This window comes from Salipaludibacillus daqingensis, from assembly GCF_029891575.1.
In the GTDB taxonomy this organism is placed as follows: domain Bacteria; phylum Bacillota; class Bacilli; order Bacillales; family Salisediminibacteriaceae; genus Salipaludibacillus; species Salipaludibacillus daqingensis.
In genome coordinates, this window is sequence record NZ_JARZHF010000002.1 from 245,493 (window position 1) to 272,109 (window position 26,617).

Consider the following 26,617-nt stretch of genomic DNA (forward strand, 5'->3'; position numbering starts at 1 on the left):
CACGGATACCAGAAGGGAATTTACCAAACTTCCATGATTACTAGGCGAGATTCCCTTTCAACAAAAAAGGTTAAAGGAGACAATGTAACCACGTCTTCTCTAACCTTTTGTCTATCGTAATAAATTCTAAACGTGAGCTATTTTTCTCTTTAATTAGCAGCACCTTATATTTAAGAAAGCCATCCTGCTGGATTCATACGCCATTTTTGTAAAAGAGACAAGTCACTATGTTCAATCACCTTTTGCTCTACTGCACGGTCTAACAAGATAGAATACGTTGTTAAAGATTTTAATGGATAACCTACCGAACGCTCTGCTTCGTCTGCTAACGGTAATTCATAAGTAAAAATCGAACAAATTCCAATCACATTTCCTCCAGATGCCTCAACTGCTTTTCCGGCTTCGATCGAAGAACCTCCAGTAGAAATAAGATCTTCTATAACAAGTACCTTTTTTCCTTCTTCAAGCAAACCTTCTATTTTGTTTTGCTTGCCATGGTCTTTAGAAGAAGATCGAACATAAATCATCGGTAATTCCATATGGTCGGCAATCCATGCTGCATGGGGAATTCCAGCTGTTGCCGTCCCGGCTAAAACGTCAACATCTGGGAAATGTTCTTTTATGTACTGTACAAAATAATTGATAAATTTTCGACGTTGCTCTGGGAAAGACATGATCAAACGATTATCACAATAAATGGGTGATTTGATTCCTGAACTCCATGTAAACGGCTTATCGGGGCTTAATGTCACTGCCTCAATCGATAATAACAAATCTGCTACTTCTTTTTGCATCACGTATTCCTCCACTCTTTTACGTATTGTTCATAAGCGTATATCGGTTCAGTTGCTCTTGTGATTCCTCTTCCTACAACGATTGCTGTACTTCCTAATTCTTTTGCCTTTCCAGGGGTGACCACTCGTGATTGGTCATTTGCTGCATCTTCAAGACGCCGAATACCTGGCGTCACGGTTAAAAATGAAGATGAGAATGAGTCCTGAATTTTTGGAACTTCCAATGCAGAACAAACAACGCCTGCCAAGTCAGCTTTTTTAACTTGGTCACACAAGTGAATCACATGGTCATCCAACGAAGCTGGAATAGCTAATTCGTTTGCTAACATTTCAGAGCTCGTGCTTGTTAATTGGGTTACCGCAATGCATGATGGAGCTTTTTTCCCCATTGCCGTTCCTAAATCAAGCCCTTCCTTGGCCGCCTTCATCATGTCCACACCACCTAATGCATGGACATTAACCAAGTCGACTTCTAAGTTAGCTAACTGCTTCATTGCCCGCTTAACAGTCGTTGGGATGTCGTGAAGTTTTAAATCTAGAAAGATATCATGACCTTGTTCTTTCAGTTCATAAACAAAACGAGGTCCTTCTCGGTAAAATAATTCCATACCAACTTTTACAAATAACTTTTCGTTTCGGAATGCTGAAAGAAAAGTGATCACTTCTTGCTTTGTTGCAAAATCTAACGCGACGATGAGAGGACGTCGTTGCATTTCCCCCAGCTCCTTCCAACGATGTCATTGATGTCTTCGATTCCTAACTCATTCATTCTTACTTCCAGGTCGCTTATCAAATTAGGACAAGCAAAAGGATCAACAAAGTTTGCTGTTCCAACCGCAACTGCTGAGGCTCCTGCCATAAAAAATTCGAGAATATCGTCTGCTGTATGAATGCCACCCATACCGATAATTGGAATCTTCACCGCTTGGCTCACATCATGAATCATCCGGATTGCCACTGGTTTAATCGCAGGTCCTGATAAGCCTCCTGTTTTATTAGCAATGACTGGTTTCCCAGTTTTAACATCAATCTTCATGCCAACTAACGTGTTGATCATACTTAACCCGTCTGCTCCCGCTGATTCAACGGCTTTTGCCATATCAACAATGTTCGTGACATTTGGAGATAGTTTCACATAGACCGGGACAGTCGCGACTTCTTTGACTCTTCTAGTTAGTTCTGCCGCTACTTCTGGATCACTTCCAAACTGAATTCCACCAACTTTGACATTAGGGCAAGAAATATTTAATTCAATCGCTGACACATTCTTCACTTTCGACAGGTGTTTTGAAACGTGAATATAGTCTTCCATTACGAAACCTGCAACGTTAACCATCACAGGTATATCATATTTTTCTAACCAAGGAAGCTCATGCTGAGTGACATGTTCTAATCCTGGATTTTGTAGCCCAATTGCATTGAGCATACCTCCATCTACTTCTGCCACTCGTGGTGTGGGGTTTCCTGGACGCTCTTCTGTCGTTACCGCTTTGACGGTGATTCCTCCAAGTTGATTTAAATCATAAAACCGACCGTATTCCTGCCCGAATCCAAAACAACCTGAGGCAGGCATGACCGGATTTTTCATAGATAATCCTGGTAATTCTACTCGTAATTGACTCATATCAATACCTCCCCTGCACGAAACACCGGACCGTCGCTACATGCTTTTCGGTACTTTCTTCCGTCAGCGATATACTCTTCTGCCACGTCGCAAACACAAGCTAAACAAGCTCCAACGCCGCATCCCATCCGTTCTTCTAAAGAAACAAACCCGTCTGATTTTGCCGTTTGTTGCACCGCACGAAGCATCGGTGTCGGTCCACAAGTAAAATACGATTGATAAACTTCCTCTATTTGCATTATCGCATCGGTAACATAACCTTTTATGCCTTTTGAACCGTCTTCTGTTGTGACTGTCACGTCTGCTATTTCATTAAATTCTTCTTCTAAAAAAACGTCATTCGCTGTTCGAAAACCAAGTATCACTTTCAAACGGACACCTTTTTCAACAAGTTTTTTCGCTAAATAATAAAGTGGCGGAACGCCGACGCCTCCACCAACTAAAAGCGCTACGTCACCTTCATGTAAATGATCCGTTGGAAAGCCATTTCCTAAAGGCCCTAGAACATTGATAGTTTCTTTGTCGTTTCGTTCTGATAATATTTTTGTTCCTTTTCCTTCTACGCGATAAATAATCGTTAACTCTTTTGCATTTAAATCAACATCACAAATACTAATCGGACGGCGTAACAGAGGATCAATGCCATTGGAAACTTTCATATGAACAAACTGACCAGGATCGGTCATCTCAGCGACCGAATCTCCTGTTAGTTTCATTTTGAAAACGTTAGAAGTTAACTGCTCTTGAGCTGTCACAGTCAAATTTTCTACGATCATACGAACACTTCCTTTTTTGGTTTCCCTGCTTGTCCCATCGGTTCCGATGAAAATGTAAATAGTTCTAAGACTTTTAACAATGCTTCTGCTGTATCCATCGATGTCAAACAAACAATTCCATGTTCCACCGCTTCTCTTCGAATTCGGAATCCATCACGCGCTGGTTGCTTCCCTTTGGTTAATGTGTTCACAATAAACTGAGCTTTTCCTTCTTTGATCACATCCAGCATATCTGGAGAATCGCCACCAATTTTTGAGATGACTGTGACAGGGATGCCCTCTTCTCTTATTCTGTCTGCCGTTCCTTCTGTAGCTAATAAATGATACCCAATTCGATGGAAACGTCTCGCAAGCACCATCGCTTCTTCTTTATCTTTATCTGCTAGCGTAAATAAAACAGAGCCATGGGTTGGAATCTTCATGCCTGAAGCAATCAAACCTTTGTAAAGTGCTTTTTCCAACGAATAATCTCTTCCCATTACTTCGCCTGTTGATTTCATTTCGGGTCCTAACGTAATATCGACACTTCTTAGTTTTGCAAACGAGAACACAGGAACCTTTACGGAGACAAGGTCTGGTTCTGGCAAACAACCGGTTTTAAATCCTTGTGATTCAAGGGAAGTACCTAAAATTGCTTTCGTTGCAATATTGGCCATGTTTACTTCCGTAATTTTACTTAAAAATGGTACAGTTCTGCTTGAACGTGGGTTGACTTCAATGACGTATACTTCGTCTTTATGAATGACAAACTGAATATTCATTAAGCCTTTAATATGAAATCCTTTCGCCAAACGGACCGTAAAGTCAATGATTTGTTGCTTTAATTGTGCTGAAATATTTTGCGTAGGATAAACTGCAATCGAATCTCCTGAGTGAACTCCGGCTCGCTCGATATGCTCCATAATCCCTGGAATGACGACTGTTTCTCCATCAGAGATCGCATCTACTTCAATCTCTTTTCCAGTTAAATAACGGTCGATGAGTACTGGATGTTTTTCGTTCACTTTTACTGCTCGTTCCATATATCTTAGTAAATCTTCTTTATTATACGTAATTTCCATTGCTCGTCCACCTAACACATACGATGGTCTCACGAGTACTGGAAAACCTATTCTCTCTGCAATGACTAATGCTTCGTCAACGGACGTCGCTGTTTTTCCTAGTGGTTGACGGATATCTAAGGCCATCATTTTTTGTTCGAATTTATCGCGATTTTCCGCAGCATCCATTTCTTCTAAACTTGTACCAAGGATTTTCACTCCACGATTTGCTAAATCTCCTGCTAAGTTCAATGCTGTCTGTCCACCAAATTGCACGATAACTCCTTCTGGTTTTTCATGATCAACGACATGCATCACGTCTTCAACCGTTAAAGGTTCGAAATAAAGCTTATCGGATATTTCGTAATCGGTAGACACGGTTTCCGGATTGTTATTAATAATAATCGCTTCATACCCTGTTTCTTGGATCGCCTTGACTGTATGGACCGTCGCATAATCAAACTCAATCCCTTGACCGATTCGAATCGGTCCTGATCCTAAAACGAGAACCGACGGCTTCGGTGTGATAATGGACTCTTCCTCTTCTTCATAAGTTCCATAATAATAGGGTGTCTCAGACGCAAACTCGGCTGCACACGTATCAACCATTTTGAAAACTGGCGTGATCTTTTGTTCTTTTAAGAATACCTCTATATCCATCAAAGTAACGTTGCAAAGTTCGGCTAATGTCTCGTTGGAGAACCCCATTCGCTTCGCTTGGTACATTGTATCGTAATCGAGGCCACTTTCTTTTAAGACACTTTCAAACTGAATCACTTTTTCGATATGGTACAAGAAATACGCATCAATTTGGGTTAATGCATGAAGTTCTTCGATTGAAAAACCAAGTCGAAACGCTTCAGCGACATAAAGGATTCGCTCATCATCAGCATATTCCATATGTTTTTGTAATTCTTCCTTAGAGAAACCTGACTTGTTCGGATGCTGAAGATGGGATAAATCTACTTCTGTTGAACGAATCGCTTTCAACAATGATTCTGGGAACGTCCTTCCGATTGCCATGACTTCCCCTGTTGCTTTCATTTGTGTTCCTAATTTTCGATTGGCTGCATCAAATTTATCAAATGGCCAACGAGGAATCTTTGTCACAATATAATCTAACGCTGGTTCAAAACTAGCGTACGTTGTTTTTGTCACGGGATTGATACACTCATCTAAGTGGTATCCAACGGCAATTTTTGCTGATAGTTTTGCAATGGGATATCCTGTTGCTTTAGAAGCTAGCGCAGAAGAACGACTCACGCGTGGATTAACTTCGATAATGAAATACTGCTCACTATGAGGATCCAATGCACACTGTACGTTACAGCCACCTTCTATTTGCAACGCTCGAATAATTTTTAAAGAAGAGTTTCTTAGTATTTGATATTCCCGATCTGATAACGTTTGACTAGGCGCAACAACAATCGAGTCCCCCGTATGAATACCTACTGGGTCCACATTTTCCATGTTACAAACAACTATAGCTTGGTCGTTCCCATCACGCATGACTTCATATTCCACTTCTTTAAATCCAGCTATACTCTTTTCAATGAGGCACTGGTGAACAGGACTTGCCTCAAGTCCACCTGCGACGATCTCATGTAGTTCTTTGTCATTTTCTACAATCCCGCCTCCGGTCCCACCAAGTGTATATGCAGGTCGAACAATGACAGGGTAATCAATCCTTTTTACAAAAGCTTCCGCTTCTTCGATAGAATGAATGATATCACTTTCTGGAACTGGTTCATTTAATTGATTCATTAATGTACGGAACTTTTCTCTATCCTCTGCCTTTTGAATCGCTTCAAGACTCGTTCCTAACAACTCCACATTGTATTCTTCGAGAATACCACTCTCAGAAAGTTCAACTGCCATATTTAATCCTGTTTGGCCACCTAAGGTTGCTAAAATGCCGTCCGGACATTCTTGACGAATAATTCGACTAACAAACTCTAATGTCAGAGGTTCAATATATACGCGATCTGCTGTTGTTTCATCCGTCATGATCGTAGCAGGATTGGAGTTAACTAAAATAACTTCATACCCTTCTTCTCTTAAAGTTTGGCATGCTTGCGTTCCCGCGTAATCAAATTCTGCCGCTTGTCCAATGATAATTGGGCCTGATCCGATGACAAGAATTTTTTCGATATCATTTCGTTTAGGCATGTGTTTTCCCTCCTGTTGCTAGTTGGTTGTTCTCTACAATTGATTTGAATTCTTTAAATAATCCTTTTGCATCTTCAGGTCCTGGCGATGCTTCTGGATGGTACTGAACACTAAAAGCCGAATATTCCAAATGTTTCACGCCTTCTACAGACTGATCATTTACATTAATATGGGTCATTTTAAGCTTTGTACCTTGAAGCGACTCAGCGTCGACTGTGTATCCATGATTTTGTGATGTAATGGAAATTTGTCCTGTCTGTAAGTCTTTTACTGGATGGTTGCTTCCACGATGACCAAACGGCATCTTTCTTGTTGTTGCTCCGCAAGCGAGTGCTAGTAACTGATGTCCTAAACATATTCCAAAAATCGGTGTTTTTCCGAGCAAACCTTTTACTGTTTCAACAGAATGAGGAATAGACGTTGGATCACCTGGTCCGTTACTAAGCACCACACCATCTGGTTGCAACATAAGGATTTCTTCTGCCGTCATAGAGTAAGGAACGACAACAACCTCATAACCTTCTGTAACAAGGTCTTTGACGATACCTTTCTTTACTCCATAATCAACGAGGACGATTCGTTCTTTTACGCCTGGGTTCATATATCGATTTTTCGTTGAAACTCGGGAAACTTGATCGGTTGGAGAATTAGAAGCTTGTAATTCTTTCACAACCGCTTCCACATCCACGTCCATCGAACAAATTTTCCCTTTCATTGTTCCTGTTTCTCGGATAATCCTTGTAAGTTTTCGCGTATCAATTCCTTGTATACCAGGAATATTTTCTTTTTTTAACCATTCATTTATCGAAAGTTGAGAACGAAAATGAGATGGATAATCAGCTGCTTCTCTCACAATTAAACCATGAATGCTTGGATCAACACTTTCAAAATCGTCACGGTTGATCCCGTAGTTCCCGATGAGAGGGTATGTCATTGTAACAATTTGTCCGCAGTATGAAGGGTCGGAAAGAATTTCTTGATAACCTGTCATTCCTGTATTAAAAACGACTTCGCCTGCTTTTTCTTCTTCACTACCTATCGCTTGTCCAATAAGTCTATCCCCATTTTCTAGAATCAGTTGTCGTTTCATTTTGCTGCCCCCTCTGTTGATTCTTGCCATGCTACTTTTCCGTTATAAACTGTCATTGTCGGCCAAGCTTGAAGGGATACATCTGTAAATGGTGTATTTTTCCCTTTCGAGTAAAACGAAGCTGGATTAACCTTCGCTGTTTTTGAACGATCGATAATGGTAAATTCCGCCGCTCCCCCTTTTTTCAACTCGCCATAAGGTAAGTTAAATGCTTGTGCAGGTTTGACCGTAAGCCAATCGATTAATTGTTTTTCTGTCATAATATTTTCTTTTACTAATTTTGTATAAAGCAATGGATAAGCAATTTCCAATCCAACAATACCGTATGGTGCATTGATCATGGACTGCTGCTTTTCTTCTGCTGTATGTGGGGCATGATCCGTCGCAATAAAATCCAACGTTCCATCTAATAATCCTTCGATTAGTGCTTGACGATCATCTTCCCCTCTTAAAGGAGGATTCATTTTATAATTACTATCATCGGACGGAATATCGTCTTCTGATAAAATTAAATGATGCGGTGTCACTTCTGCGGTAACGTGGATACCTGCTTTTTTCGCATCTCGAATCACTCGAACGGATTCTTTCGTACTAACGTGACACACATGGTAGTGAGCTCCGGTAGCTTCAGCTAATAGCACGTCTCTTGCAATATGAACAGATTCACTTACTGATAAGATCCCAGGAATATTACTTTTCTCAGAAAAAACTCCTTTATGTACAGCTCCACCAAATAAAAGGGAGTTGTCTTCACAGTGAGCCACAACAGGTAGGCCTACTTCAGAAGCTAGTTTCATTGCTTCATACATTTTCCCAGCTTGTTGGACACCTACACCGTCATCCGTAAAGGCAAAAGCGCCATGCTTAGCCAAATCTGTCATGTCTGTGATCGTTTCGCCTAACTGTCTTATGGTAATGGATGCATAAGGTAAAACGCGAACGTGTCCTTTTTCAGTCATTTTCTCTTTTATCATCGTAAAGTTTTCTACTGTATCAGGTACGGGTCGAGTATTCGGCATCGCAGCAACGGTAGTAAAGCCGCCTCTTGCAGCAGCCATCGTTCCAGTTTCAATCGTTTCCTTTTTCTCCCCACCCGGTTCTCGAAGGTGAATGTGTAAATCTACCATTCCTGGAATGACAAGTTGGTTGTTCAGGTCAATCACTTCATCTGCACCTTTTTCATTTATATAACTAGGTGAAATGTCCAAAACCTTCCCCTTGTCTGAATCGATTAATAGGTTTCTCGTTTCTAACTGATCTCCGTCCACATACATACTCGCATTTTTATAAAACGTAATCATATTTTTTTTCCCCCTTGAAATTTAAGATGTGAGCTAGTACAGCTTTTCTTACATGCACACCATTTGTCATTTGCTTAAAAATTCGTGACCGTTCGCATTCAACTAAAGCATCTGCTAGTTCTACGTCTCTGTTCACAGGAGCAGGGTGCATAATAATGCTATGTTGTTTCATATTTTTTTCTCGTTCTATCGTCAATCCATATTGGTTGTGATACGTTTCTTTCGTATATCCTCCACCACCATCGTGTCGTTCCGTTTGAATTCTAAGAAGCATCAAAACGTCTGCTTGTTCCACTGCTTCATCCATCGTGACGTATTCATATTCTTTCAGATCAGGATCCATCCATTCCAAAGGCCCAGAATACGACACCTTTGCTCCTAATTTTTCTAAAATTTTTGCATTTGTGTGTGCGACACGACTGTGGCGAATATCCCCACAAATGACAACGTGTAAAGATTCAAATCGCTGAAACTCTTGTTTAATCGTTAGTAAATCTAATAATGATTGTGTTGGATGATCACCGTTTCCATCCCCTGCGTTGATGACAGGAATCGTTAATCCACTAAGTTCATCATAATATTTCGTATCAGGGTGACGGATTACCAATGCTTGACAGCCAATCGCCTCCAACGTTTTTGCTGTATCGTAGAGGCTTTCTCCTTTTTGAACACTCGAATGAGAAACATCAAAAGATATTGTTTCAATCCCCAACTGCTTTTCAGCCATTTCGAAACTACATTTTGTTCTAGTACTCGGTTCAAAAAACAAATTCGCTACGATCGGCTGACCTGGTAACTTCTCAAATGTTTCTTTGCTGTCTAATTCTGCCTCGTTAAGTAACATCTGAATCTCTTCCATGCTTAAATCATTCAACGTTCTTAGCTGTCTCATTACATCCACTCCTTCAAACGAATTAGTAAGGGTGATTTTTGTATTTACAAAAAATGGCACCCTTGAATAGTCAAGGGTGCCAGAAAAGAGAATGATCAAACCCCTCTTTTCATAAGCCACCCTTTGAAGTCTCACAGGACTTCGTTAAAGGATGTTACTATGCTGCATTTCCGTCATTCTTTTTCGAACTCATATCTTCAAACATTTCCTCACTCGTTTTTACATGGTCACGGCCAGGTAAAATCAAGTTTAATAAAATACCGATGATTGTCGCTAATGCCATGCCGGCGATTTCAATTACATCTGTTACTTGGATAAACGCTCCGCCTATCCCGACAACGAGGATGACTGAGGATATAATCAAGTTTCGCTTCTTACCAATATCAACTTGGTTATCAATTAACATGCGTAATCCATTGGAAGCAATGATACCGAAGAGTAGAATGGATACACCACCCATCACTGCTGTAGGAATTGTTGTAATCAAAGCTGATACTTTCCCTATAAATCCAAACATAACTGCTAAGGTGGCTGCTCCACCGATAACAAACACGCTGAAGACCCTAGTTAGTGCAACAACCCCGATGTTTTCACCGTAAGTTGTGTTAGGTGGACCACCTAACAGTGAGCTAAGAACCGTTGCCAAGCCATCTCCAAACAAAGAACGATGCAACCCTGGTTTTGTAATAAAATTCTTCTCTGCTACTTTACTAAGGACCATCTGATCGCCGATATGCTCAGAAAGCGTTACGAAAGCAATTGGTACGATGATAAAAAATATTTCCCATGAAAAACTTGGTGAATACGTCACATAAGGAATAAGAAATTCTGGCGCTTGAATCCAATTGGCTTCTCTCACTGCTGTGAAATCAACAAGTCCTTGGTATGCCGCAAAACTATATCCGCCTACGATTCCGATAAGAATAGGAATCAGACCGAAGAATCCTCGGAAAAAGATAGATGCAATAATTGTTAATATTAGTGTAAACATCGCTACAGAGAGATGGATTCCACTGTAAGCCTCTGTAGCTGGGTCATTCATCGCCATATCAATGGCTACTCCAGCTAAACCGAGACCAATAACCATAATAACCGGTCCAACAACGATCGGTGGTAATAACTTCATGAGCCATTGCACACCGGTAAACTTAATAATCATAGCAACAATTCCGTATAGTAACCCGGCAAAAAAGCTCCCTATCATTGCACCTTCAGGACCTCCGATTGTTATAGCTGCTATGATTGGCATAATAAAAGCGAAAGAAGAACCTAAGTATGCTGGAATTTGTCCTTTCGTTACAACGATGTATGCTAGTGTCCCTAGTCCGCTTGATACGAGTGCTACCGCTGGACTTAAACCAGTTAGTAAAGGGACTAAAATTGTTGCGCCAAACATAGCGAATAAATGCTGAATACTTAACACAAGCCATTTGTCTAATCTAGGTATTTCCTGAATGCCTACTGTTTCTTGTTTCATTTCATATTCCTCCTAAAGTAATTTACTCAAACAAAAAACCTCTTTCCAGGCGAAAGAGGTTATTCGTCTCTCTATAACTAGGCTTTTGCCGTTGTGTTATAAAGGAGGAATATACCCCTTTTCAGCCTCACGGGACTGGGTTAAAGGGAGGTTTTTTGTGTTATAATAACTTCTTCTACTCCGTCCACTTCTGCCAATTTAGCCTCAACGACTTCTGATTTGGAAGTGGGGACATTTTTACCGATAAAATCTGGCCGGATTGGTAACTCTCTGTGGCCTCTATCTATCAACACGGCAAGTTGAATTTGCGCTGGTCTTCCAAGATCAATGATTGCATCCAATGCAGCACGGACCGTTCTTCCTGTGTATAAAACATCATCAACTAAAATCACTTTCTTATCGGCAATGTCCACACTAATATTCGTCCCTTTTAACTCAGGTTGCTCATCCTCCGTTTTGTGAGTGAGGTCATCCCGGTAAAGAGTAATATCAACCTCTCCAGTCTTCACTCTTTCCCCTTCAATTTCTTCAATTCTCTCTGCAAGGCGTTGAGCAATATATACACCCCTCGTTTTAATTCCTACGAGAATACAATCTGAGATGCCTTTGTTCCGTTCAATAATCTCGTGTGCAATTCTCGTCAGTGCTCGACGAATCGCTTGTTCATCTAAAATTGTTTTTGACATCTCACTCACCAGCTTTCTATTCATTCAGATACTAATGTGAAACACAGAAAACCCTCACGCAGTTTTCCGTGAGGGAAGTGGTTTCATTTCATCATCATTAACAGACTCCGCATAGACGTCGCCTATCTCAATGTTTTAACCCTTCTCAGCCTCACGGGACTGCGTTTAAAGGTGCTTTATTCATCTCAAGTTAGTATGTCATGCAATCATGTCCATGTCAATAGCTATTTCTTTTTTGCTGTCTTCAAACATTCTTTTAAATCTTCTGGTAAAGGCGCTCTAAATACCAATTCTTTTTCTGTACTCGGGTGAACAAACCCCAAAAGCTCTGCATGCAATGCTTGACCCTCGATTGGAAAAGTGTGTTTTTTTCGTGGTCCGTACTTAGGGTCTCCAACAATTGGAAAACCAATATATTTCATATGTGCACGAATTTGATGTGTTCTACCTGTTTCAAGTTCACAAGCAACATGGGTATGATTATCAAATCGTTCAATAACTTGAAAATGTGTCACAGCATCTCTTGAGTGATGTTCTGTCACCGTCATTTTTTGGCGATCGTCTGCGTCTCGCCCTATCGGTGCATCAATCGTCCCTTTATCATGTGGGATAACACCTAATACAAGTGCTTCATAGCGACGCTTTGTCGTTTTGTTTCTTAACTGATCAACAAGCGACTCATGAGCTTTATCATTTTTAGCAACCATTAGTAATCCAGACGTATCTTTATCGATACGGTGGACAATTCCTGGACGGATGACACCATTAATACCTGATAAATCATCACAATGATACATTAATCCGTTAACCAGTGTGCCGGACGGATGACCAGGTGCCGGGTGAACGACCATTCCTCTTGGTTTATTCACAACAAGAACATCTGCATCTTCATATACAATATCTAAGTTTAAGTCTTCTGCTTCCACTTCGAGCTCTTGAGCTTCTGGTTCGTCTATGATTACTTCATCATCTACTTTGACTTTATAATTACTTTTAGTTACTTCGCCATTTACTGTTACATGGCCTCCTTGAATCCATTGTTGAACATGGCTTCTAGACCAATCTTTTTCTTGGTCAGCAATCCATTTATCAATACGTATTCCTTGTTCATCTGATACAAATTTGTGTATGTTCATTTTATGACTTCCCTTGTTTTTTATCTTCTTTAAATACATGAATCATTAGTATACCAACACCTACAACGAGAGCAGAATCTGCCACGTTAAAAATCGGGAAATTATAGGAAAATATATATACATCAACAAAGTCAACGACAGCACCTTCTAATAGTCGATCGATAAAATTTCCGATAGCACCACCCAATACTAACCCTAATGAAACACCAAACCAAGGCTGATCTTTTGTATACTTCTGAATATAATACGTAACAACACCTATCACAACAACAGTAGCAATAAAAAACAACCACAATTGTCCTTGTAATATTCCAAAAGCCGCACCAGCATTTCGATGGGATGTTAAGTATAGAAAGTTCTCAATGAGTGGAATACTTTCTCTAATTTCCATATGTTGAACGACCAACCATTTTGTCCATTGGTCCAAAATAATAACGGCAAGAGCTATCAAATAATATACCAAAGCAACCTTCCTCCATTCAACCTGTTTGCGTTTACGTACCCTTATGCATTTTAGCACAGCCACGGTCATCAAACAATTGAAAAATGATCTAATCATTTCCATACGGTTGCAATATTATTCTAAAATGGAGAAATACTAAGTTTTTTATTAGCTGAAATAATTGGTTTATTTTAAAAGTGATACTAATTATTCTGCGTTCAGAAGATGACTTTGATACTTAGTTGATTCGATGAGCGCTTTCTTTTGGAGTGTCTCCATTCGCTTTGATCGAGACACATGGTGTGACCTCTACCGAAAGGGAACTATACCTGCTTCCTAATCCCTTTTACTTCGTCTCGCTCGGCTGATAGCCGCTGAAAGGTACTATCTACCTCTTCTACGTCCTACCGCTTACGTAATGCTCTCCGGAAGCATCAATACCTCTTTCTTCCTTCCACCACAAAAGTAAAATCGGTACCTTTCCCATAATAGGAAAGGCACCGACAACCGACCATCGACAACAACTACATTTTAGTTTTAGTAATGATTTACAATTGTATCTGTGCAGTCTGGACACAAACCAGGATGATCTGCGTTTGTTCCTAGTTCTTTAGAAACTATCCAGCAACGCTCACACGTTTCGCCTTCTGCGCGACTAATCGCCACAGCTAGGGAATCATAAGTCTTTGCTTCACTAGATGCTTCCGCAAGACTTCCAGCAATCGTTGCACCAGAAGTAATGAATAACTTATTCAAGTCTTCAATGGACTCAAGCAACTTTCGATCTTCTCCATCTGCGTATACTGTTACATTTGCATGGAGAGTTTTCTTAATACCCTGATCATTTCGTGCATCCTCTAAACCTTTTAACACGTCATCACGCAACACCATGAATCGGTCCCACTTCTCACAAAGTTCCGATACATCCTCATAAACATGAGTTTTAGGCATATCTGTTAATTGCACACTGTCTTCTGTCACTGCTGGAATGTGCTTCCACACTTCATCAGCTGTATGAGAAAGAATTGGTGAAACAAGTTTCACTAGTGCCGATAACGTTTCATACATCACTGTTTGAATGCGGCGACGGCCAAGATGATCAGCATGTTTAATATAAAGCGTATCTTTAGCAATATCCATATAAAAGGAACTTAATTCTACCGTGCAGAAATTATGAACCTTGTTATAAACGGCTGCAAATTGATACTCTTCATACCCTTTTTTCACATCACGAACTAATTCGTTTAGTTTTACCATCATATACTGATCTACCTCTGAAAGGTTATCAAATGACACGGCATTCGCTTTCGGATCGAAATCGTGCAAATTTCCAAGCAGGAAACGGAACGTGTTACGAATCTTTCGGTACACTTCTGCTACTTGTTTTAAAATATCATCGGAAACACGCACATCTGCTTGATAATCCACAGAAGAAACCCAAAGGCGTAATATATCTGCTCCAAGTTGCTTCATCACTTTATTCGGAATAACGACATTTCCTACCGACTTACTCATTTTTTTACCTTTCCCATCAAGAGTAAACCCGTGACTAATCACTGATTTGAAAGGAGCTTTTCCTGTCACAGCGACAGATGTAGATAATGATGAGTTAAACCAACCACGATACTGGTCAGAACCTTCTAGATAAACGTCAGCTGGTCGAACGAGATCATCCCGCTCTTCTAGAACAGCTTGGTGAGACGAACCAGAATCGAACCAAACGTCCATGATGTCTGTTTCTTTTGTAAACGTTCCATTTGGACTTTGCTCAGAAGTGAATCCTTCAGGAAGCAAATCTTTCGCATCCCATTCGAACCAGATGTTTGAGCCATGTTCACGGAACAAGTTCGACACGTGAGTGATCGTTTCATCGGTGATGATCGGTTGCTCATCCTCTCCATAAAAAACTGGAATTGGAACTCCCCAAGCTCGCTGACGGGATATACACCAGTCACCACGATCACGAACCATATTAAACAATCTCGTTTCGCCCCACTTTGGTAACCATTCCACTTCTTGAACTTCTTTCAATAAATCTTCCCGGAAATCTTTGATCGACGCAAACCATTGTGCTGTTGCTCGGAAAATAACTGGTTTTTTTGTGCGCCAATCATGTGGGTACGAGTGAGTGAAGAAGTTTAGTTTTAACAATGATCCAACTTCTTCTAACTTTTCCGTGATTGGCTTATTAGCAGCATCATAGAAAAGACCTTCAAACATCGGTGCTTCTTCTGTGAAAACACCTTTATCATTTACTGGACATAATACATCTAAACCGTACTTTTGACCGACGATGTAGTCGTCTTCCCCGTGTCCTGGTGCCGTATGAACACAACCTGTACCTGCTTCTGTTGTCACATGGTCTCCAAGAATAACTAGCGATTCTCTATCGTACAGAGGATGTTTTGCTTTCGTTTTTTCTAACTCTGACCCTTTAAATGTTTTTTCGATTTCATAACTTTCCCATTCCAATTCTTTCTCTAACTCTTCAACGAGATCTTTTGCGACAATTAGTTTACTGCCATTCACATTAACTACCACATATGTTAACTCTGGGTGCAATGCAATCGCTAGGTTAGCTGGAATCGTCCAAGGAGTTGTTGTCCAAATGACATATTTTTCATCGCCTGCTAATACACCATTGCCATCTGTTACATCAAACGCTACATAAATTGATGCAGAACGTTTATCATGATATTCGATTTCTGCTTCTGCCAAGGCAGACTCAGAAGAAGGTGACCAATATACTGGTTTTTTCCCTTTGTAGATGTAACCCTTTTTAGCCATATCTCCAAAAACTTTAATTTGCTGCGCTTCATATCCGTGAGTTAATGTCACATAAGGATTATCCCAGTCCCCACGAACGCCAAGTCGTTTAAACTGTTCACGTTGGCTGTCGATTTGTTCTAATGCATACTCTTCACACTTTTGACGGAATTCTGCGATCGATAACTTCTTCCGATCCACTTTTCCTTTTTTCGTAAGAGCTGTCTCGATTGGAAGCCCGTGTGTATCCCAACCTGGAACGTAAGGAGCATGGAAACCGCTCATTGATTTATATCGAACAATAAAATCCTTCAACACTTTGTTTAACGCGTGTCCCATATGAATGTCACCATTAGCATAAGGAGGGCCGTCGTGTAAAACAAACATCGGTCTACCTTTTGTTCGCTCTTGTACTTTTTCATAAATTCCAATATCATTCCACTGCGACTGCATGTCTGGTTCTCGATTGGGAAGATTCCCGCGCATCGGAAAATCTGTTTTTGGCATTAACAATGTTTCTTTATAATCCATGTTGATTCCTCCTGATTTTTGTAAAATAAAGTTAAATTAAATCTATATAATAAAACCCATATAACCACGTTAAAAACAAAAAAACCTCCTCATCCACATAGGGACGAGAAGGAATACCCGCGTTACCACCCTTATAAGTATCGTTTTCTAATGAAAACAACCACTCACTCAGCATGATTTATCGGTCATGAACCGGCATAGTTTACTAAAAAGAACCTCTTTTTTTCAATATGCAGCTCCAGGGGGATATTCAAAATAGTTGGACATCGATCTCTCACCATCATCGATTCGCTTTGGTCACCATTCTATTTTTACTGACCCTTTCAACGCCTTTATATAGATTATCGTCCATATGATCGGAAATTAGTCCTATCATTTTGTTTTTTAAGTATATGATAAGTTCAATTTCTACGTCAAGAACCTGTTAAATATTTTCGTAGGATTCCTCTTCTTCTCGCTCTTCAGCTGTTTGACTTAAGTCATCCCAATCATCGTTATTTAACATTTCCAACTGGGCTTCAAGAAGCATGCGGAAACGCGTACGATAAACGGAAGCTTGTTTTTTCAGCTCTTCAATTTCAAGTGAAACTTTTCTCGATTTAGCAAGAGCTTCATTGATAATTCGATCGGCATTTTTTTCAGACTCTTTAATAATAAGTTTTGCTTCTTTGTCTGCATTTCGTTTAACATCCTCAGCCGTTTCTTGCGCGACTAAAATGGATTTGTTTAATGTCGTTTCAATATTAGAGAAGTGAGTTAGCTTATCTTCTAATTCTTGCACACGGTCATAAAGTTCTTTCTTTTCACGAATAACCATTTCATAGTCTTTAATAATTTGATCTAAAAATTCATTTACTTCATCTTCATCATAGCCGCGAAAACCTCTAGTAAACTCCTTGTTATGAATATCTAATGGAGTTAATGGCATATGGAAAAACACCTCCGAATGTTTAATGGTATGTACATGGTTTCGACATATTTAGGGAATATCCCTTCATACGACACAAAATTATTTTGGAAAACCTAATACAAGTCTCTGTTTATCTTTTTTCGTCTTGCCTTCCATTTCGATGATTTCACATCTGCCGTGACCTCTCATAGAAAGGACATCGCCTTGTGTTAGTGAGAAGGAAGGGTCATCAACAAGTTTCCAATTCACTTTCACACTTCCATTAACAATGGCAGGTTTAACTTTAGATCTGGATAAATGAAAAGCTTCTGAAATAACAGTGTCCAATCGCATAGATGACACTGTAACAAACGTTTCTTCTAAATTTTTTACTTGTTTGATTACATTTTCTTCAGATAAAGCCTTTAGTTCTACTTTTGCTTTTCCGACGGATTGAAAATTGACGAGCACGTAATCAGCCACTTCTTGTGACAACACCATTTGAAATCGGTCATCACTTGATAGGATGTCTCCAAACTTATCACGCTTCATTCCGATACTCATTAATGAACCTAAAATTTGAGGGTGATCAATCGATACAAACTTGCTAGGGTAACGTAATTCAAATGCCGCAACTTGAAAATCTTCTTTTTCAGGACTCATATAGTCAGGATATAGCAGTGCTCTTTTTCTTTCTACTCCATCCTGACCACCCCAAAACTGAACGTTAACGTCATCATGATTGCCAATTAATTGTTGAACAATTTTTTGCTGCCTAGGATCTAAAAAGTCGGTTAACTTCCAACGATACTCTTCTTCAACAATGGACTTCCAGTCCAACACTTGATCAACAAAAGAGTGTTCCTCTTTACGAAAATGTTCATAGATAGACATAAACAACACTTCCTATTTATAAGAAAAGACTAAATAAATACCTTACCCCATCCATTGCAAAACGAAGAGCAAACAACGCTACAATTGGTGAAATATCAATCATTCCTAATGGAGGAATGATTTGCCTAAACGGAGCAAAAAACGGTTCTACGATTTTACTAATTGTTTGTCCGAATGATGACTCTCTAGCATTTGGAATCCATGACATAAAGATGTATATAATACATACAAACCAATAAATTTGCATAGCTTGTAAAATAACATTTGCAACTACTCCCACTATTTTTCACCTTCCTTTATTGCTGTGATTCTTGAAACATTTCTGAAATCGATCCTGTCACGTCCACGTTATCCGGCGTGCAAAGAAAGATATTGTTACCAAGCTTTTGAATATCCCCTCCAATAGCGTATACTGTTCCGCTAAGAAAATCCACAATTCTTTTTGCTTGGTCCCTTGAAATTCTTTGAACATTAATAACAACGGCTTTGCGATTTTTTAACTGATCCGCAATTTCTTGCACTTCATCATAACTATGAGGTTCTAGCAGGATCACTTTCGCCTGACTTTGAACACTACTTAAACTCACAATATTTCCTTTATCTTTTCTTTGTGAATTCTCTGAAGGAGAGATTTCTCTATCTTGCAACTCATGCTCTACTTCTTGTTCATCTTCATTATACTCATCATCCAGTTCAAAAAAACGTTTAAATTTTCTTTTCAAGGTCATGACATCACCCCGCTTTTTATTTGTCCTTACCTACTAGCAATGAACCAATTCGAATAAATGTTGCTCCTTCTTCTACTGCTATTTCATAATCATTCGACATACCCATCGATAACTCATGACAAGGAGCGTGTAGCCATTGTTTTTGTTCTACCGTTTCTTTTAACTCTCGCAAGTGTCTAAAAGCCGGTCGAAGACTTTCGGTATTTTCTACATAAGGGGCCATTGTCATCAAACCAACAACCTCAACAGCAGGGTATTTTTTAAGCTCCTCAATAAAAGAAACGACTTCTTGAGGTTCAATTCCTGATTTTGATTCTTCGCCAGTAACATTCACTTGAACAAAGCACTTTATTTTTCTCTCTTCATCTAATCGTTTATTCAACTCTTTTGCTAATGAAAGACGATCTAATGAATGTATATAATCAAATGCATGAATCATATTTTTAACTTTCCTAGATTGAAGATTTCCGATGAAATGCCAGGAAACATCATCACCTATCGCTTCCCACTTTTCCAATCCTTCTTCCGTTCGATTTTCTCCAAGGTGAACGATCCCTGCTTGCACTGCTTCTTTCGCTTTATCAATCGTCACATATTTTGTCACTGCTACGATATGTATATCTTCAGGCCTTCTATTGGCACGATTACATGCTGCTTCAATCGATGCTTGTACTTCTTGAAAATTATGTTTAACTGACAATCGACAAACTCCTTTCGAAAAAATGATCGAGATCCTTTTGTTTGATTTTGTAAATTCTTTATTCTAAAGCTATCGAGCACGTTTGAATGCACGTTAGACTCTCTTAAAGTATAAAGAAAGTTTCTCCATCAAGCAATGATTTCCATGAAGGATCTCGATTATGTTTGAAATCTTGTAGAGTTTGTCCTACTCTATCTCTATATTATGCCATTATTTTTGGAAATCGCCAATATTTGGGTCTGATACGACACCTTTTTTATCTAAGCGCACAAGAATAACATCAGACCCAATTTTCACAATATTTTTCCAAGGTACAATTGTCTCTTCATCTTTATGGAATAAGCTTTTCATACGTCCCCCACCTATAACAATCGCATCTACTCGCCCATACTCTAGGTTAATATCAATATCTGTTAAATGACCTAATAGCGTTCCATCAGCTAAATTTACAATATCTTTAGACTGAAGTTCTGACATGTTTAACATTATTTTATCCCCTTTCATCACGTTCGTTCTACCTTCATCTTATGCTTCGTAAAGGTCAGATATAATCATAAAGTTAGTCAATCTATCAAGTGAAATTCATTTAAAATATGACCCTTCTTTTTACCATCAAGAAAACGATCTTCCTATGAGTACAAGACGCACGCTTTTTTAACCCCCCTCAGCTTGGCCTCTCACAAGATTTATGACCCTCCCATTAACAAATTTGTATGCTAAGCTAACTAGATCATCATCTACTCTCTCATCAAACCTACGATCTATACAAAAAAATAACCTGTGATATCACAGGTTATTCTCCAGCATATTTATTCATTTGTGAAATCGCTGCTTTTTCTAGACGAGACACTTGGGCTTGTGAAATACCAATTTCATCAGCCACTTCCATCTGTGTTTTCCCTTGAAAAAAGCGCATATCTAATATCGTTTTTTCTCGACTATTAAGCCGAACCATTGCTTCTTTTAAAGCAATCTCTTCAATCCAATTTACATCTTTTAGTTTATCATCACTTATTTGATCCATCACATAAATAGGATCTCCACCATCATTATAGATTGGTTCAAATAATGATACTGGGTCTTGAATGGCATCTAAAGCAAACACTACTTCTTCTTTTGGTACCCCTAACACTTTCGCAATTTCTTGTACCGTTGGCTCTCCTTCTCTCTTCTTTTCACTCATCAAATTATCTCTTACTTGCAAAGCTTTGTAAGCAATGTCGCGTAACGACCTAGAGACTCGAATCGGATTATTATCCCTTAAGTAGCGTCTAATTTCACCAATAATCATCGGTACTGCATAAGTTGAAAATTTGACATTTTGTCCAAGATCAAAATTATCAATTGATTTCATTAACCCAATACAACCAACTTGGAAAAGGTCATCAACATACTCACCCCTGTTATTAAATCGTTGGATCACACTTAGTACAAGGCGTAAGTTTCCATTGACTAATACCTCTCTTGCCTCTGGATCACCTTCTTGCATTTGCTTAAAAAGGATACGCATTTCTTTGTTTTTTAAGACAGGTAGCTTGGACGTGTCAACACCGCAAATTTCTACTTTATTTCGTGACAATGGTTTCCCTCCCATCAGGAGATAAGTTACAAATTCAGTATCTCCTCAGGAGGGAAATTTATGCAGGTTCACTTGGATGAACTTAGTCGAAAAAGTGTGCTAAGCTATGTGGGAGAATGGCTCACTCAAGCTAAATCATTTTATTAAATTCTTTTTGAAGACGTCTAATAATTCTTTTTTCTAATCTGGAAATATAAGACTGTGATATACCTAACATATCAGCGACATCTTTTTGAGTTTTTTCTTCTTCACCAGCAAGACCAAATCGGAGTTCCATAATTTGTTTTTCACGATCATTTAATGACAGCAAAGCTTTAACTAATAATCTTCTGTCTACTTTTTCTTCCATGCCTCTCGTAATAATATCTTCTTCTGTACCTAATACGTCTGATAAAAGAAGCTCATTGCCATCCCAATCAATATTCAATGGTTCATCAAAAGAAACTTCTGAACGTAACTTATTATTCCTCCTTAAATACATCAAAATTTCATTTTCAATACACCTTGATGCGTAAGTAGCTAGCTTAATTTTTTTCTCAGGATTAAATGTGTTTACTGCTTTGATCAGTCCTATGGTTCCTATACTAATAAGATCTTCGATATTAATACCTGTGTTTTCAAATTTTCTTGCAATATACACTACAAGCCGTAAATTGCGTTCAATCAAAACTGCACGGACTGATTCATCTCCATCAGGCAATTTACCTAATAAATAAGCTTCCTCGTCTTTTGATAAAGGCGGAGGAAGTGCTTCACTTCCTCCTATGTAAAATACTTCTTTTGGTTTTAAACCCAATTTGATTTTTATTTGGTACCACCAAAGTTTTATACGAATCGTATATTTTTTCATTACTTCTCCTCCTTAAGCATGTTTTCGTTTTTGCATCATCTTTGGATGAAGGAGACATTCATGTTCTCCGTCTTCACCAAGAGAAATCGTACTTAATCCAACGAGAGTTTTTGAGCAATCAAACCCTTCTCCACTGTCATATACAATTATTTTATCGGGTCTGATTGTCCACAAAAACTGTTGCTCTTTTCCGATCGTTCGATATGGAACGAGTGAAATTCGACCAGCATAGTGATCCGGAATATCTGTTAAATTTTCAGGTTTTCGCTTTGAAAGTTGAACGAAATCTTCTGGTAAACGGGTCGATAATTTTGTCATATCAAGAATCATGATCGGTTTTTGTGAGAACGGGTCTGTTAGTTGATTTCCACTATCAATAAACCCTTTAAATTCATAGATTTCCTCATCAATTTCTAAATGAACATCCATTGTTTCATCGTAGCGAATTTTCACTGACTCTAAAGCATCAAATCTATTTTTAGCATAGAAAATCATTAGAGGAAAACCTACTACAACAAACAACCAGCTAATTGGGCTCCCAAATTGATTACCTCTGGTCGCAAAAGTTCCTTGAATGAATGACTGATCAACTTGAAGAAAAAAATGAAGTCCAATAAGGCCTCCTCCAACAGCAAAATTCACAAAATAAAACATCAATAACGCTTGGACAAATGATTGAATGTGTTGAAAACGAAACGCAATTAAAATAATAAAAATCGAGTATATTCCTTTCATTATCGGATGAGTCATGAATTCTCCACCGGGATAAAATAAAAAGAAAATATACATTGAGGCAAACAAAGCACCTAGGACCAACCTTTTTTTCGTCGTTCTCTTTTTTAAAACGAAAGAGGTTAACATGAGCAGAAGCAAATCGATTAAAAAATTTAGTAACCAAATGATATCTAAATAAATTGTCATCATTGCCACCGTCCACCTCTGAATTTACAGATAAGTATAGCTCACAAAAACAACTAAGTCTGTCACTTTTTGACATGATAAACAAACTTATTTTCTGTTTTTTTAGATGTTTTTGTCACTCTTTTTAGTCTCTTCAAATCTAACAACTAAAAGCATAAAATATCCATTTTTCCCCATTGAAAATAATAGACGATTAACTTATAACTAATGTTTATCTATTAGATTCAAATCTGTCTTACCACAACTTTCCTATAGCAACTCGAATGTAGACATAAAAAAATAAGGTGTATGACCTTGTTGCTTGGTCATACACCTTATAAGTGATACAAATAGATAGTTAACGATTTCTTCTATTTCTCAAGAACGTAGGAATATCTAACGTATCCATTTCTTCTTCTGAGGAAGGAGAGTGATTAGCAGAAGACTTCTGTGGCTCTTGAGTGGAAGCCGCTTCATTTCTCGAGGGAGAATTTGGCTGACTCGGCTTCGGTTGTTGAGATAAAGAAGGTCGAGATGAAGCAACTGGCTTTTCTTGTTGCTGCATTTCAAAACCTGTAGCTATTACCGTTACGACAATCTCATCTTTTAAATTTTCATTGATAACGGAACCAAAAATCATGTTTACTTCACTATCTGAAGCGGAAGAGACGATTTCAGCTGCCTCATGAACTTCAAATAAGCTTAAGTTGGTTCCTCCCGTAATATTCATTAGAACACCTTGAGCGCCATCTACACTCGTTTCTAATAACGGTGAGGATATGGCCTTTTTCGCAGCTTCTGCCGCTCGACTTTCTCCTGTTGCTACACCAATCCCCATGAGAGCAGATCCTTTTTCACTCATAATCGTTTTCACATCTGCAAAGTCTAAGTTAATTAGACCAGGCACTGCAATCAAGTCTGAGATACCTTGAACACCTTGGCGTAAAACATTATCCGCTTCCCTAAAAGCTTCAAGCATCGGCGTGTTTTTATCAACAATTTCTAACAATCGATCGTTAGGAATAACAATCAACGTATCTACTTTTTCTTTTAAAGCAGCAATTCCATTTGCAGCTTGTTGCATACGTTTTCTACCTTCAAACGTAAACGGCCGAGTAACAACACCTACAGTTAGTGCTCCTGCTTCTTTTGCAATTTCTGCAATAACAGGTGCAGCACCTGTTCCTGTGCCTCCACCCATTCCTGCTGTGATAAATACCATGTCTGCGCCAGTTAGCTGTTCTTCCAACTGATCTCGACTTTCCTCTGCTGCTTTCTTACCAATGTCTGGATTCGCACCTGCTCCTAAACCACGAGTAAGTTTTCCACCTAATTGGAGCTTATGATCCGCTTTTGATAGATGAAGAGCTTGAGCATCAGTGTTAACTGCTATAAAGTCTACACCTTGTAATCCATTTTCGATCATGCGATTTACGGCATTGCTACCGCCACCACCTACACCGATTACTTTAATTGTAGCTAATTGTTCCATATCCATTTCAAATTCTAACATTTTCGATCCCCCAATCCGAGTTCGTTCCACATCTCAATGATGCTGATTTTACTCAAAAAACATTTTAAACATATTCGATACTTTCTTTTTTACTCCAGGACTGTTTTTAGACTCTTTTTGCTGTTTTGGTTTTTCTTTACGACGTGGTTCGGCTTTTGCCTTACCTTCTTGGATTGGTTCCAACCCTGTTTTAATTTCTTTTCCTTGAATGCGAACATTTCGATGCGCAAACGTAATCAGACCAACCCCATTTGTAAATTGAGGTTCTCTTACACCAATATAATCAGGAATGGCTACCCGAACATTTTTCTGAGCAACATCTCTTGCAAGTTCAAGAACACCTGGCATTTTTGCCGTTCCACCTGTCAAGACTAAGCCTCCAGATAAATCTTGATATCCTAAACGATGAATCTCTTTTAAAACAAGCTGGAACATTTCATCTAAACGAGGTTCTATAATGTTCGCTAGCTGCCATTGTGAAAATTCCTGCTTTTGATCACTACCTATCTCCGAAACTTCAAACGTTTCATCATCGGAGGCATCACTTATAAAAGCATGTCCAAAAGAAGTTTTAACTTCTTCTGCTTCCTCTGTAGATGTGCGAAAACCAACAGATATATCATTCGTTATGTGATCGCCACCAACAGTTATTTGGCTCGTACCTTGTAGGACTCCACCTTCAAAAACCGATATAGTAGTAGATCCACCACCTAAATCGACTAGCGCGACTCCTAAACTTCTCTCATCCTTAGATAAGGCAACAGAACCTGCTGCTAATGGTTGCAATACAATGTCGGCAACTTGCAGACCTGCTTTTTCCACACATCGAAGTAAATTATGTAGCATCGTCTTTGAACCGGTAATAATCGTACCTTCCATTTCAAGACGAACACCGATCATCCCTCTTGGATCGTTAATTTCATCCAACCCATCCACAATAAATTGCCGAGGAATAACATCAATGATCTCACGCTCTGGAGGAATGGAAATGACCTGAGCAGCATCTATTACTCTCGTAATATCTTCATCTCCTATTTCCCTATCTTCACTTGAAACAGCTACTACACCGTGACAGCGTTGAAGCTGAATATGATTGCCATTCACACCAACAATCACGTGCTTTATACTCATACCAATCATTCTTTCCGCTTTTTCTACAGCTTTGCGGATCGACTGAACTGTTTCATCAATATCAACGATTGATCCCTTTTTAATTCCTTCAGAACTTGATTCGCCTACCCCAATAATATTTAATGAGCCATTGGTCATTTCTCCAATGATGACTCTTACGGAAGATGTTCCGATATCTAATGTTACATATGTATCATGATTGTTCATTGGCTGGCACCTCCTTCAAAACATACGATTGAATTGTTAAAAATAATTACTTATTTACTTCATTAAGAAATGTATTCAACAAATATTGTTCATTTCCTCTTTTTTCTTCATTTTAAATGAAGAAATCATTTGATTTCCCGCTCATAACTCATTCATTTTCTTTCTTATTCGACCAATTTTTCAACAACATTCGTCGAATGAGCGCGATATTGTGAAAAATTCTAACTCCAAATGCAAAAACTGCCGCTAAATACAAGTCTACACCAAGATGAACACCGAGAAAAGCTAAAGTAATCGCAAGGATGAGATTTGTGAAAAAACCAGTGATAAATATCTTCTCATCAAATTCATTATCAAACTGTGCTCGTGCTCCCCCTAAAAGCGTAGAGAAAGCAGCCAAAAAGCCCATTCCCAAGTAAATCGAGTACTGTTCAGGAATATTTACATTTGTAAAAAAGCCTAGTAAAAGTCCAAGCAATAGTCCTATTAAAGGTAACCACAT

25 protein-coding genes and 1 other annotated feature are annotated in these 26,617 nt (G+C 38.9%); all 25 genes read right to left on the reverse strand.

All coding sequences use genetic code 11. From position 1 onward, the window contains the following. Nucleotides 1–170: 170 nt before the first annotated feature. The 25 genes from pyrE to QDN89_RS05410 all read right to left on the reverse strand — a co-directional run bounded on the left by pyrE (nucleotide 171) and on the right by QDN89_RS05410 (nucleotide 26,617). On the reverse strand, nucleotides 171–794 hold the full coding sequence (gene pyrE, locus QDN89_RS05290; RefSeq protein WP_280769051.1) for an orotate phosphoribosyltransferase: 624 nt from the start codon (nucleotides 792–794) through the stop codon (nucleotides 171–173). Further along, nucleotides 794–1,507: an orotidine-5'-phosphate decarboxylase gene (gene pyrF / locus QDN89_RS05295; protein ID WP_280769052.1), complete on the reverse strand. Its 714-nt coding sequence runs from the start codon at nucleotides 1,505–1,507 to the stop codon at nucleotides 794–796. Before pyrF ends, pyrE begins: the two co-directional genes overlap by 1 nt. Further along, the gene (locus QDN89_RS05300; RefSeq protein ID WP_280769053.1) at nucleotides 1,477–2,418 is read right to left on the reverse strand and encodes a dihydroorotate dehydrogenase; all 942 of its coding nucleotides are present in this window, start codon (nucleotides 2,416–2,418) and stop codon (nucleotides 1,477–1,479) included. Before QDN89_RS05300 ends, pyrF begins: the two co-directional genes overlap by 31 nt. Beyond that, nucleotides 2,415–3,194: a dihydroorotate dehydrogenase electron transfer subunit gene (locus tag QDN89_RS05305; RefSeq protein WP_280769054.1), complete on the reverse strand. Its 780-nt coding sequence runs from the start codon at nucleotides 3,192–3,194 to the stop codon at nucleotides 2,415–2,417. Before QDN89_RS05305 ends, QDN89_RS05300 begins: the two co-directional genes overlap by 4 nt. Continuing rightward, nucleotides 3,191–6,403 carry a carbamoyl-phosphate synthase large subunit gene (carB, locus tag QDN89_RS05310; protein ID WP_280769055.1) on the reverse strand — a complete coding sequence of 1,071 codons (3,213 nt, stop codon included), beginning with the start codon at nucleotides 6,401–6,403 and terminating at the stop codon, nucleotides 3,191–3,193. The genes QDN89_RS05305 and carB overlap by 4 nt, the downstream gene beginning before the upstream one ends. Continuing rightward, nucleotides 6,396–7,493: a glutamine-hydrolyzing carbamoyl-phosphate synthase small subunit gene (carA, locus tag QDN89_RS05315; RefSeq protein ID WP_280769056.1), complete on the reverse strand. Its 1,098-nt coding sequence runs from the start codon at nucleotides 7,491–7,493 to the stop codon at nucleotides 6,396–6,398. Before carA ends, carB begins: the two co-directional genes overlap by 8 nt. Then, complete coding sequence (locus QDN89_RS05320; RefSeq protein WP_280769057.1) at nucleotides 7,490–8,794, reverse strand: dihydroorotase; 1,305 nt, start codon at nucleotides 8,792–8,794, stop codon at nucleotides 7,490–7,492. The genes carA and QDN89_RS05320 overlap by 4 nt, the downstream gene beginning before the upstream one ends. Continuing rightward, complete coding sequence (locus QDN89_RS05325) at nucleotides 8,778–9,686, reverse strand: aspartate carbamoyltransferase catalytic subunit (RefSeq protein ID WP_280769058.1); 909 nt, start codon at nucleotides 9,684–9,686, stop codon at nucleotides 8,778–8,780. Before QDN89_RS05325 ends, QDN89_RS05320 begins: the two co-directional genes overlap by 17 nt. 157 nt (nucleotides 9,687–9,843) lie before the next feature. Next, nucleotides 9,844–11,163, reverse strand: coding sequence for a solute carrier family 23 protein (locus tag QDN89_RS05330; RefSeq protein ID WP_280769059.1), 1,320 nt, complete (start codon nucleotides 11,161–11,163; stop codon nucleotides 9,844–9,846). Nucleotides 11,164–11,303: 140 nt separating this feature from the next. Beyond that, a complete protein-coding gene (pyrR, locus tag QDN89_RS05335; protein ID WP_280769060.1) occupies nucleotides 11,304–11,849 on the reverse strand; it encodes a bifunctional pyr operon transcriptional regulator/uracil phosphoribosyltransferase PyrR in 546 nt (181 codons plus the stop codon). Between the two features lie 224 nt (nucleotides 11,850–12,073). Continuing rightward, nucleotides 12,074–12,985 carry an RluA family pseudouridine synthase gene (locus QDN89_RS05340; protein ID WP_280769061.1) on the reverse strand — a complete coding sequence of 304 codons (912 nt, stop codon included), beginning with the start codon at nucleotides 12,983–12,985 and terminating at the stop codon, nucleotides 12,074–12,076. Nucleotide 12,986: 1 nt separating this feature from the next. Continuing rightward, entirely contained in the window at nucleotides 12,987–13,448 is a 462-nt protein-coding gene (lspA, locus tag QDN89_RS05345) for a signal peptidase II (RefSeq protein WP_280769062.1), read from the reverse strand. Between the two features lie 516 nt (nucleotides 13,449–13,964). Further along, complete coding sequence (gene ileS / locus QDN89_RS05350) at nucleotides 13,965–16,724, reverse strand: isoleucine--tRNA ligase (protein WP_280769063.1); 2,760 nt, start codon at nucleotides 16,722–16,724, stop codon at nucleotides 13,965–13,967. 96 nt (nucleotides 16,725–16,820) lie between these two features. Continuing rightward, nucleotides 16,821–17,060 (reverse strand) — a binding site (T-box leader). Between the two features lie 88 nt (nucleotides 17,061–17,148). Next, the gene (locus tag QDN89_RS05355) at nucleotides 17,149–17,652 is read right to left on the reverse strand and encodes a DivIVA domain-containing protein (protein ID WP_280769064.1); all 504 of its coding nucleotides are present in this window, start codon (nucleotides 17,650–17,652) and stop codon (nucleotides 17,149–17,151) included. A gap of 81 nt (nucleotides 17,653–17,733) precedes the next feature. After that, nucleotides 17,734–18,507, reverse strand: coding sequence for a YlmH family RNA-binding protein (locus QDN89_RS05360; protein ID WP_280769065.1), 774 nt, complete (start codon nucleotides 18,505–18,507; stop codon nucleotides 17,734–17,736). A 16-nt stretch (nucleotides 18,508–18,523) separates the two neighbouring features. Beyond that, the gene (locus tag QDN89_RS05365; protein WP_280769066.1) at nucleotides 18,524–18,787 is read right to left on the reverse strand and encodes a YggT family protein; all 264 of its coding nucleotides are present in this window, start codon (nucleotides 18,785–18,787) and stop codon (nucleotides 18,524–18,526) included. Nucleotides 18,788–18,803: 16 nt separating this feature from the next. After that, nucleotides 18,804–19,235, reverse strand: coding sequence for a cell division protein SepF (locus QDN89_RS05370; RefSeq protein ID WP_280769067.1), 432 nt, complete (start codon nucleotides 19,233–19,235; stop codon nucleotides 18,804–18,806). 16 nt (nucleotides 19,236–19,251) lie between these two features. Further along, on the reverse strand, nucleotides 19,252–19,935 hold the full coding sequence (locus QDN89_RS05375) for a YggS family pyridoxal phosphate-dependent enzyme (RefSeq protein WP_280769068.1): 684 nt from the start codon (nucleotides 19,933–19,935) through the stop codon (nucleotides 19,252–19,254). 210 nt (nucleotides 19,936–20,145) lie between these two features. Then, entirely contained in the window at nucleotides 20,146–20,421 is a 276-nt protein-coding gene (locus tag QDN89_RS05380; protein ID WP_280769069.1) for a YlmC/YmxH family sporulation protein, read from the reverse strand. Nucleotides 20,422–20,728: 307 nt separating this feature from the next. Beyond that, entirely contained in the window at nucleotides 20,729–21,514 is a 786-nt protein-coding gene (gene sigG / locus QDN89_RS05385; protein WP_280769070.1) for an RNA polymerase sporulation sigma factor SigG, read from the reverse strand. A gap of 130 nt (nucleotides 21,515–21,644) precedes the next feature. Then, a complete protein-coding gene (sigE, locus tag QDN89_RS05390) occupies nucleotides 21,645–22,364 on the reverse strand; it encodes an RNA polymerase sporulation sigma factor SigE (protein WP_280769071.1) in 720 nt (239 codons plus the stop codon). 12 nt (nucleotides 22,365–22,376) lie between these two features. Further along, nucleotides 22,377–23,288 carry a sigma-E processing peptidase SpoIIGA gene (gene spoIIGA, locus QDN89_RS05395; protein WP_280769072.1) on the reverse strand — a complete coding sequence of 304 codons (912 nt, stop codon included), beginning with the start codon at nucleotides 23,286–23,288 and terminating at the stop codon, nucleotides 22,377–22,379. A 334-nt stretch (nucleotides 23,289–23,622) separates the two neighbouring features. Beyond that, complete coding sequence (ftsZ, locus tag QDN89_RS05400; protein ID WP_280769073.1) at nucleotides 23,623–24,777, reverse strand: cell division protein FtsZ; 1,155 nt, start codon at nucleotides 24,775–24,777, stop codon at nucleotides 23,623–23,625. Nucleotides 24,778–24,825: 48 nt separating this feature from the next. Then, nucleotides 24,826–26,115: a cell division protein FtsA gene (gene ftsA / locus QDN89_RS05405; protein WP_280769074.1), complete on the reverse strand. Its 1,290-nt coding sequence runs from the start codon at nucleotides 26,113–26,115 to the stop codon at nucleotides 24,826–24,828. Nucleotides 26,116–26,263: 148 nt separating this feature from the next. Beyond that, on the reverse strand, nucleotides 26,264–26,617 hold the full coding sequence (locus QDN89_RS05410) for a small basic family protein (RefSeq protein ID WP_280769075.1): 354 nt from the start codon (nucleotides 26,615–26,617) through the stop codon (nucleotides 26,264–26,266).

Bases quoted from the DNA above. Each gene is read 5' to 3' on its own strand.
- QDN89_RS05355 (WP_280769064.1), bottom strand. From the start codon at position 17,652: ATGCCATTAACTCCATTAGATATTCATAACAAGGAGTTTACTAGAGGT.
- QDN89_RS05360 (WP_280769065.1), bottom strand. From the start codon at position 18,507: ATGTCTATCTATGAACATTTTCGTAAAGAGGAACACTCTTTTGTTGAT.
- pyrE (WP_280769051.1), bottom strand. From the start codon at position 794: ATGCAAAAAGAAGTAGCAGATTTGTTATTATCGATTGAGGCAGTGACA.
- carA (WP_280769056.1), bottom strand. From the start codon at position 7,493: ATGAAACGACAACTGATTCTAGAAAATGGGGATAGACTTATTGGACAA.
- QDN89_RS05320 (WP_280769057.1), bottom strand. From the start codon at position 8,794: ATGATTACGTTTTATAAAAATGCGAGTATGTATGTGGACGGAGATCAG.
- QDN89_RS05370 (WP_280769067.1), bottom strand. From the start codon at position 19,235: ATGACCTTGAAAAGAAAATTTAAACGTTTTTTTGAACTGGATGATGAG.
- pyrR (WP_280769060.1), bottom strand. From the start codon at position 11,849: ATGTCAAAAACAATTTTAGATGAACAAGCGATTCGTCGAGCACTGACG.
- ftsA (WP_280769074.1), bottom strand. From the start codon at position 26,115: ATGAACAATCATGATACATATGTAACATTAGATATCGGAACATCTTCC.
- QDN89_RS05300 (WP_280769053.1), bottom strand. From the start codon at position 2,418: ATGAGTCAATTACGAGTAGAATTACCAGGATTATCTATGAAAAATCCG.
- pyrF (WP_280769052.1), bottom strand. From the start codon at position 1,507: ATGCAACGACGTCCTCTCATCGTCGCGTTAGATTTTGCAACAAAGCAA.
- QDN89_RS05410 (WP_280769075.1), bottom strand. From the start codon at position 26,617: ATGTGGTTACCTTTAATAGGACTATTGCTTGGACTTTTACTAGGCTTT.
- ileS (WP_280769063.1), bottom strand. From the start codon at position 16,724: ATGGATTATAAAGAAACATTGTTAATGCCAAAAACAGATTTTCCGATG.
- QDN89_RS05305 (WP_280769054.1), bottom strand. From the start codon at position 3,194: ATGATCGTAGAAAATTTGACTGTGACAGCTCAAGAGCAGTTAACTTCT.
- QDN89_RS05380 (WP_280769069.1), bottom strand. From the start codon at position 20,421: ATGTTAAACATGTCAGAACTTCAGTCTAAAGATATTGTAAATTTAGCT.
- spoIIGA (WP_280769072.1), bottom strand. From the start codon at position 23,288: ATGATGACAATTTATTTAGATATCATTTGGTTACTAAATTTTTTAATC.
- QDN89_RS05340 (WP_280769061.1), bottom strand. From the start codon at position 12,985: ATGAACATACACAAATTTGTATCAGATGAACAAGGAATACGTATTGAT.
- QDN89_RS05325 (WP_280769058.1), bottom strand. From the start codon at position 9,686: ATGAGACAGCTAAGAACGTTGAATGATTTAAGCATGGAAGAGATTCAG.
- carB (WP_280769055.1), bottom strand. From the start codon at position 6,403: ATGCCTAAACGAAATGATATCGAAAAAATTCTTGTCATCGGATCAGGC.
- sigE (WP_280769071.1), bottom strand. From the start codon at position 22,364: ATGAAAAAATATACGATTCGTATAAAACTTTGGTGGTACCAAATAAAA.
- QDN89_RS05330 (WP_280769059.1), bottom strand. From the start codon at position 11,163: ATGAAACAAGAAACAGTAGGCATTCAGGAAATACCTAGATTAGACAAA.
- ftsZ (WP_280769073.1), bottom strand. From the start codon at position 24,777: ATGTTAGAATTTGAAATGGATATGGAACAATTAGCTACAATTAAAGTA.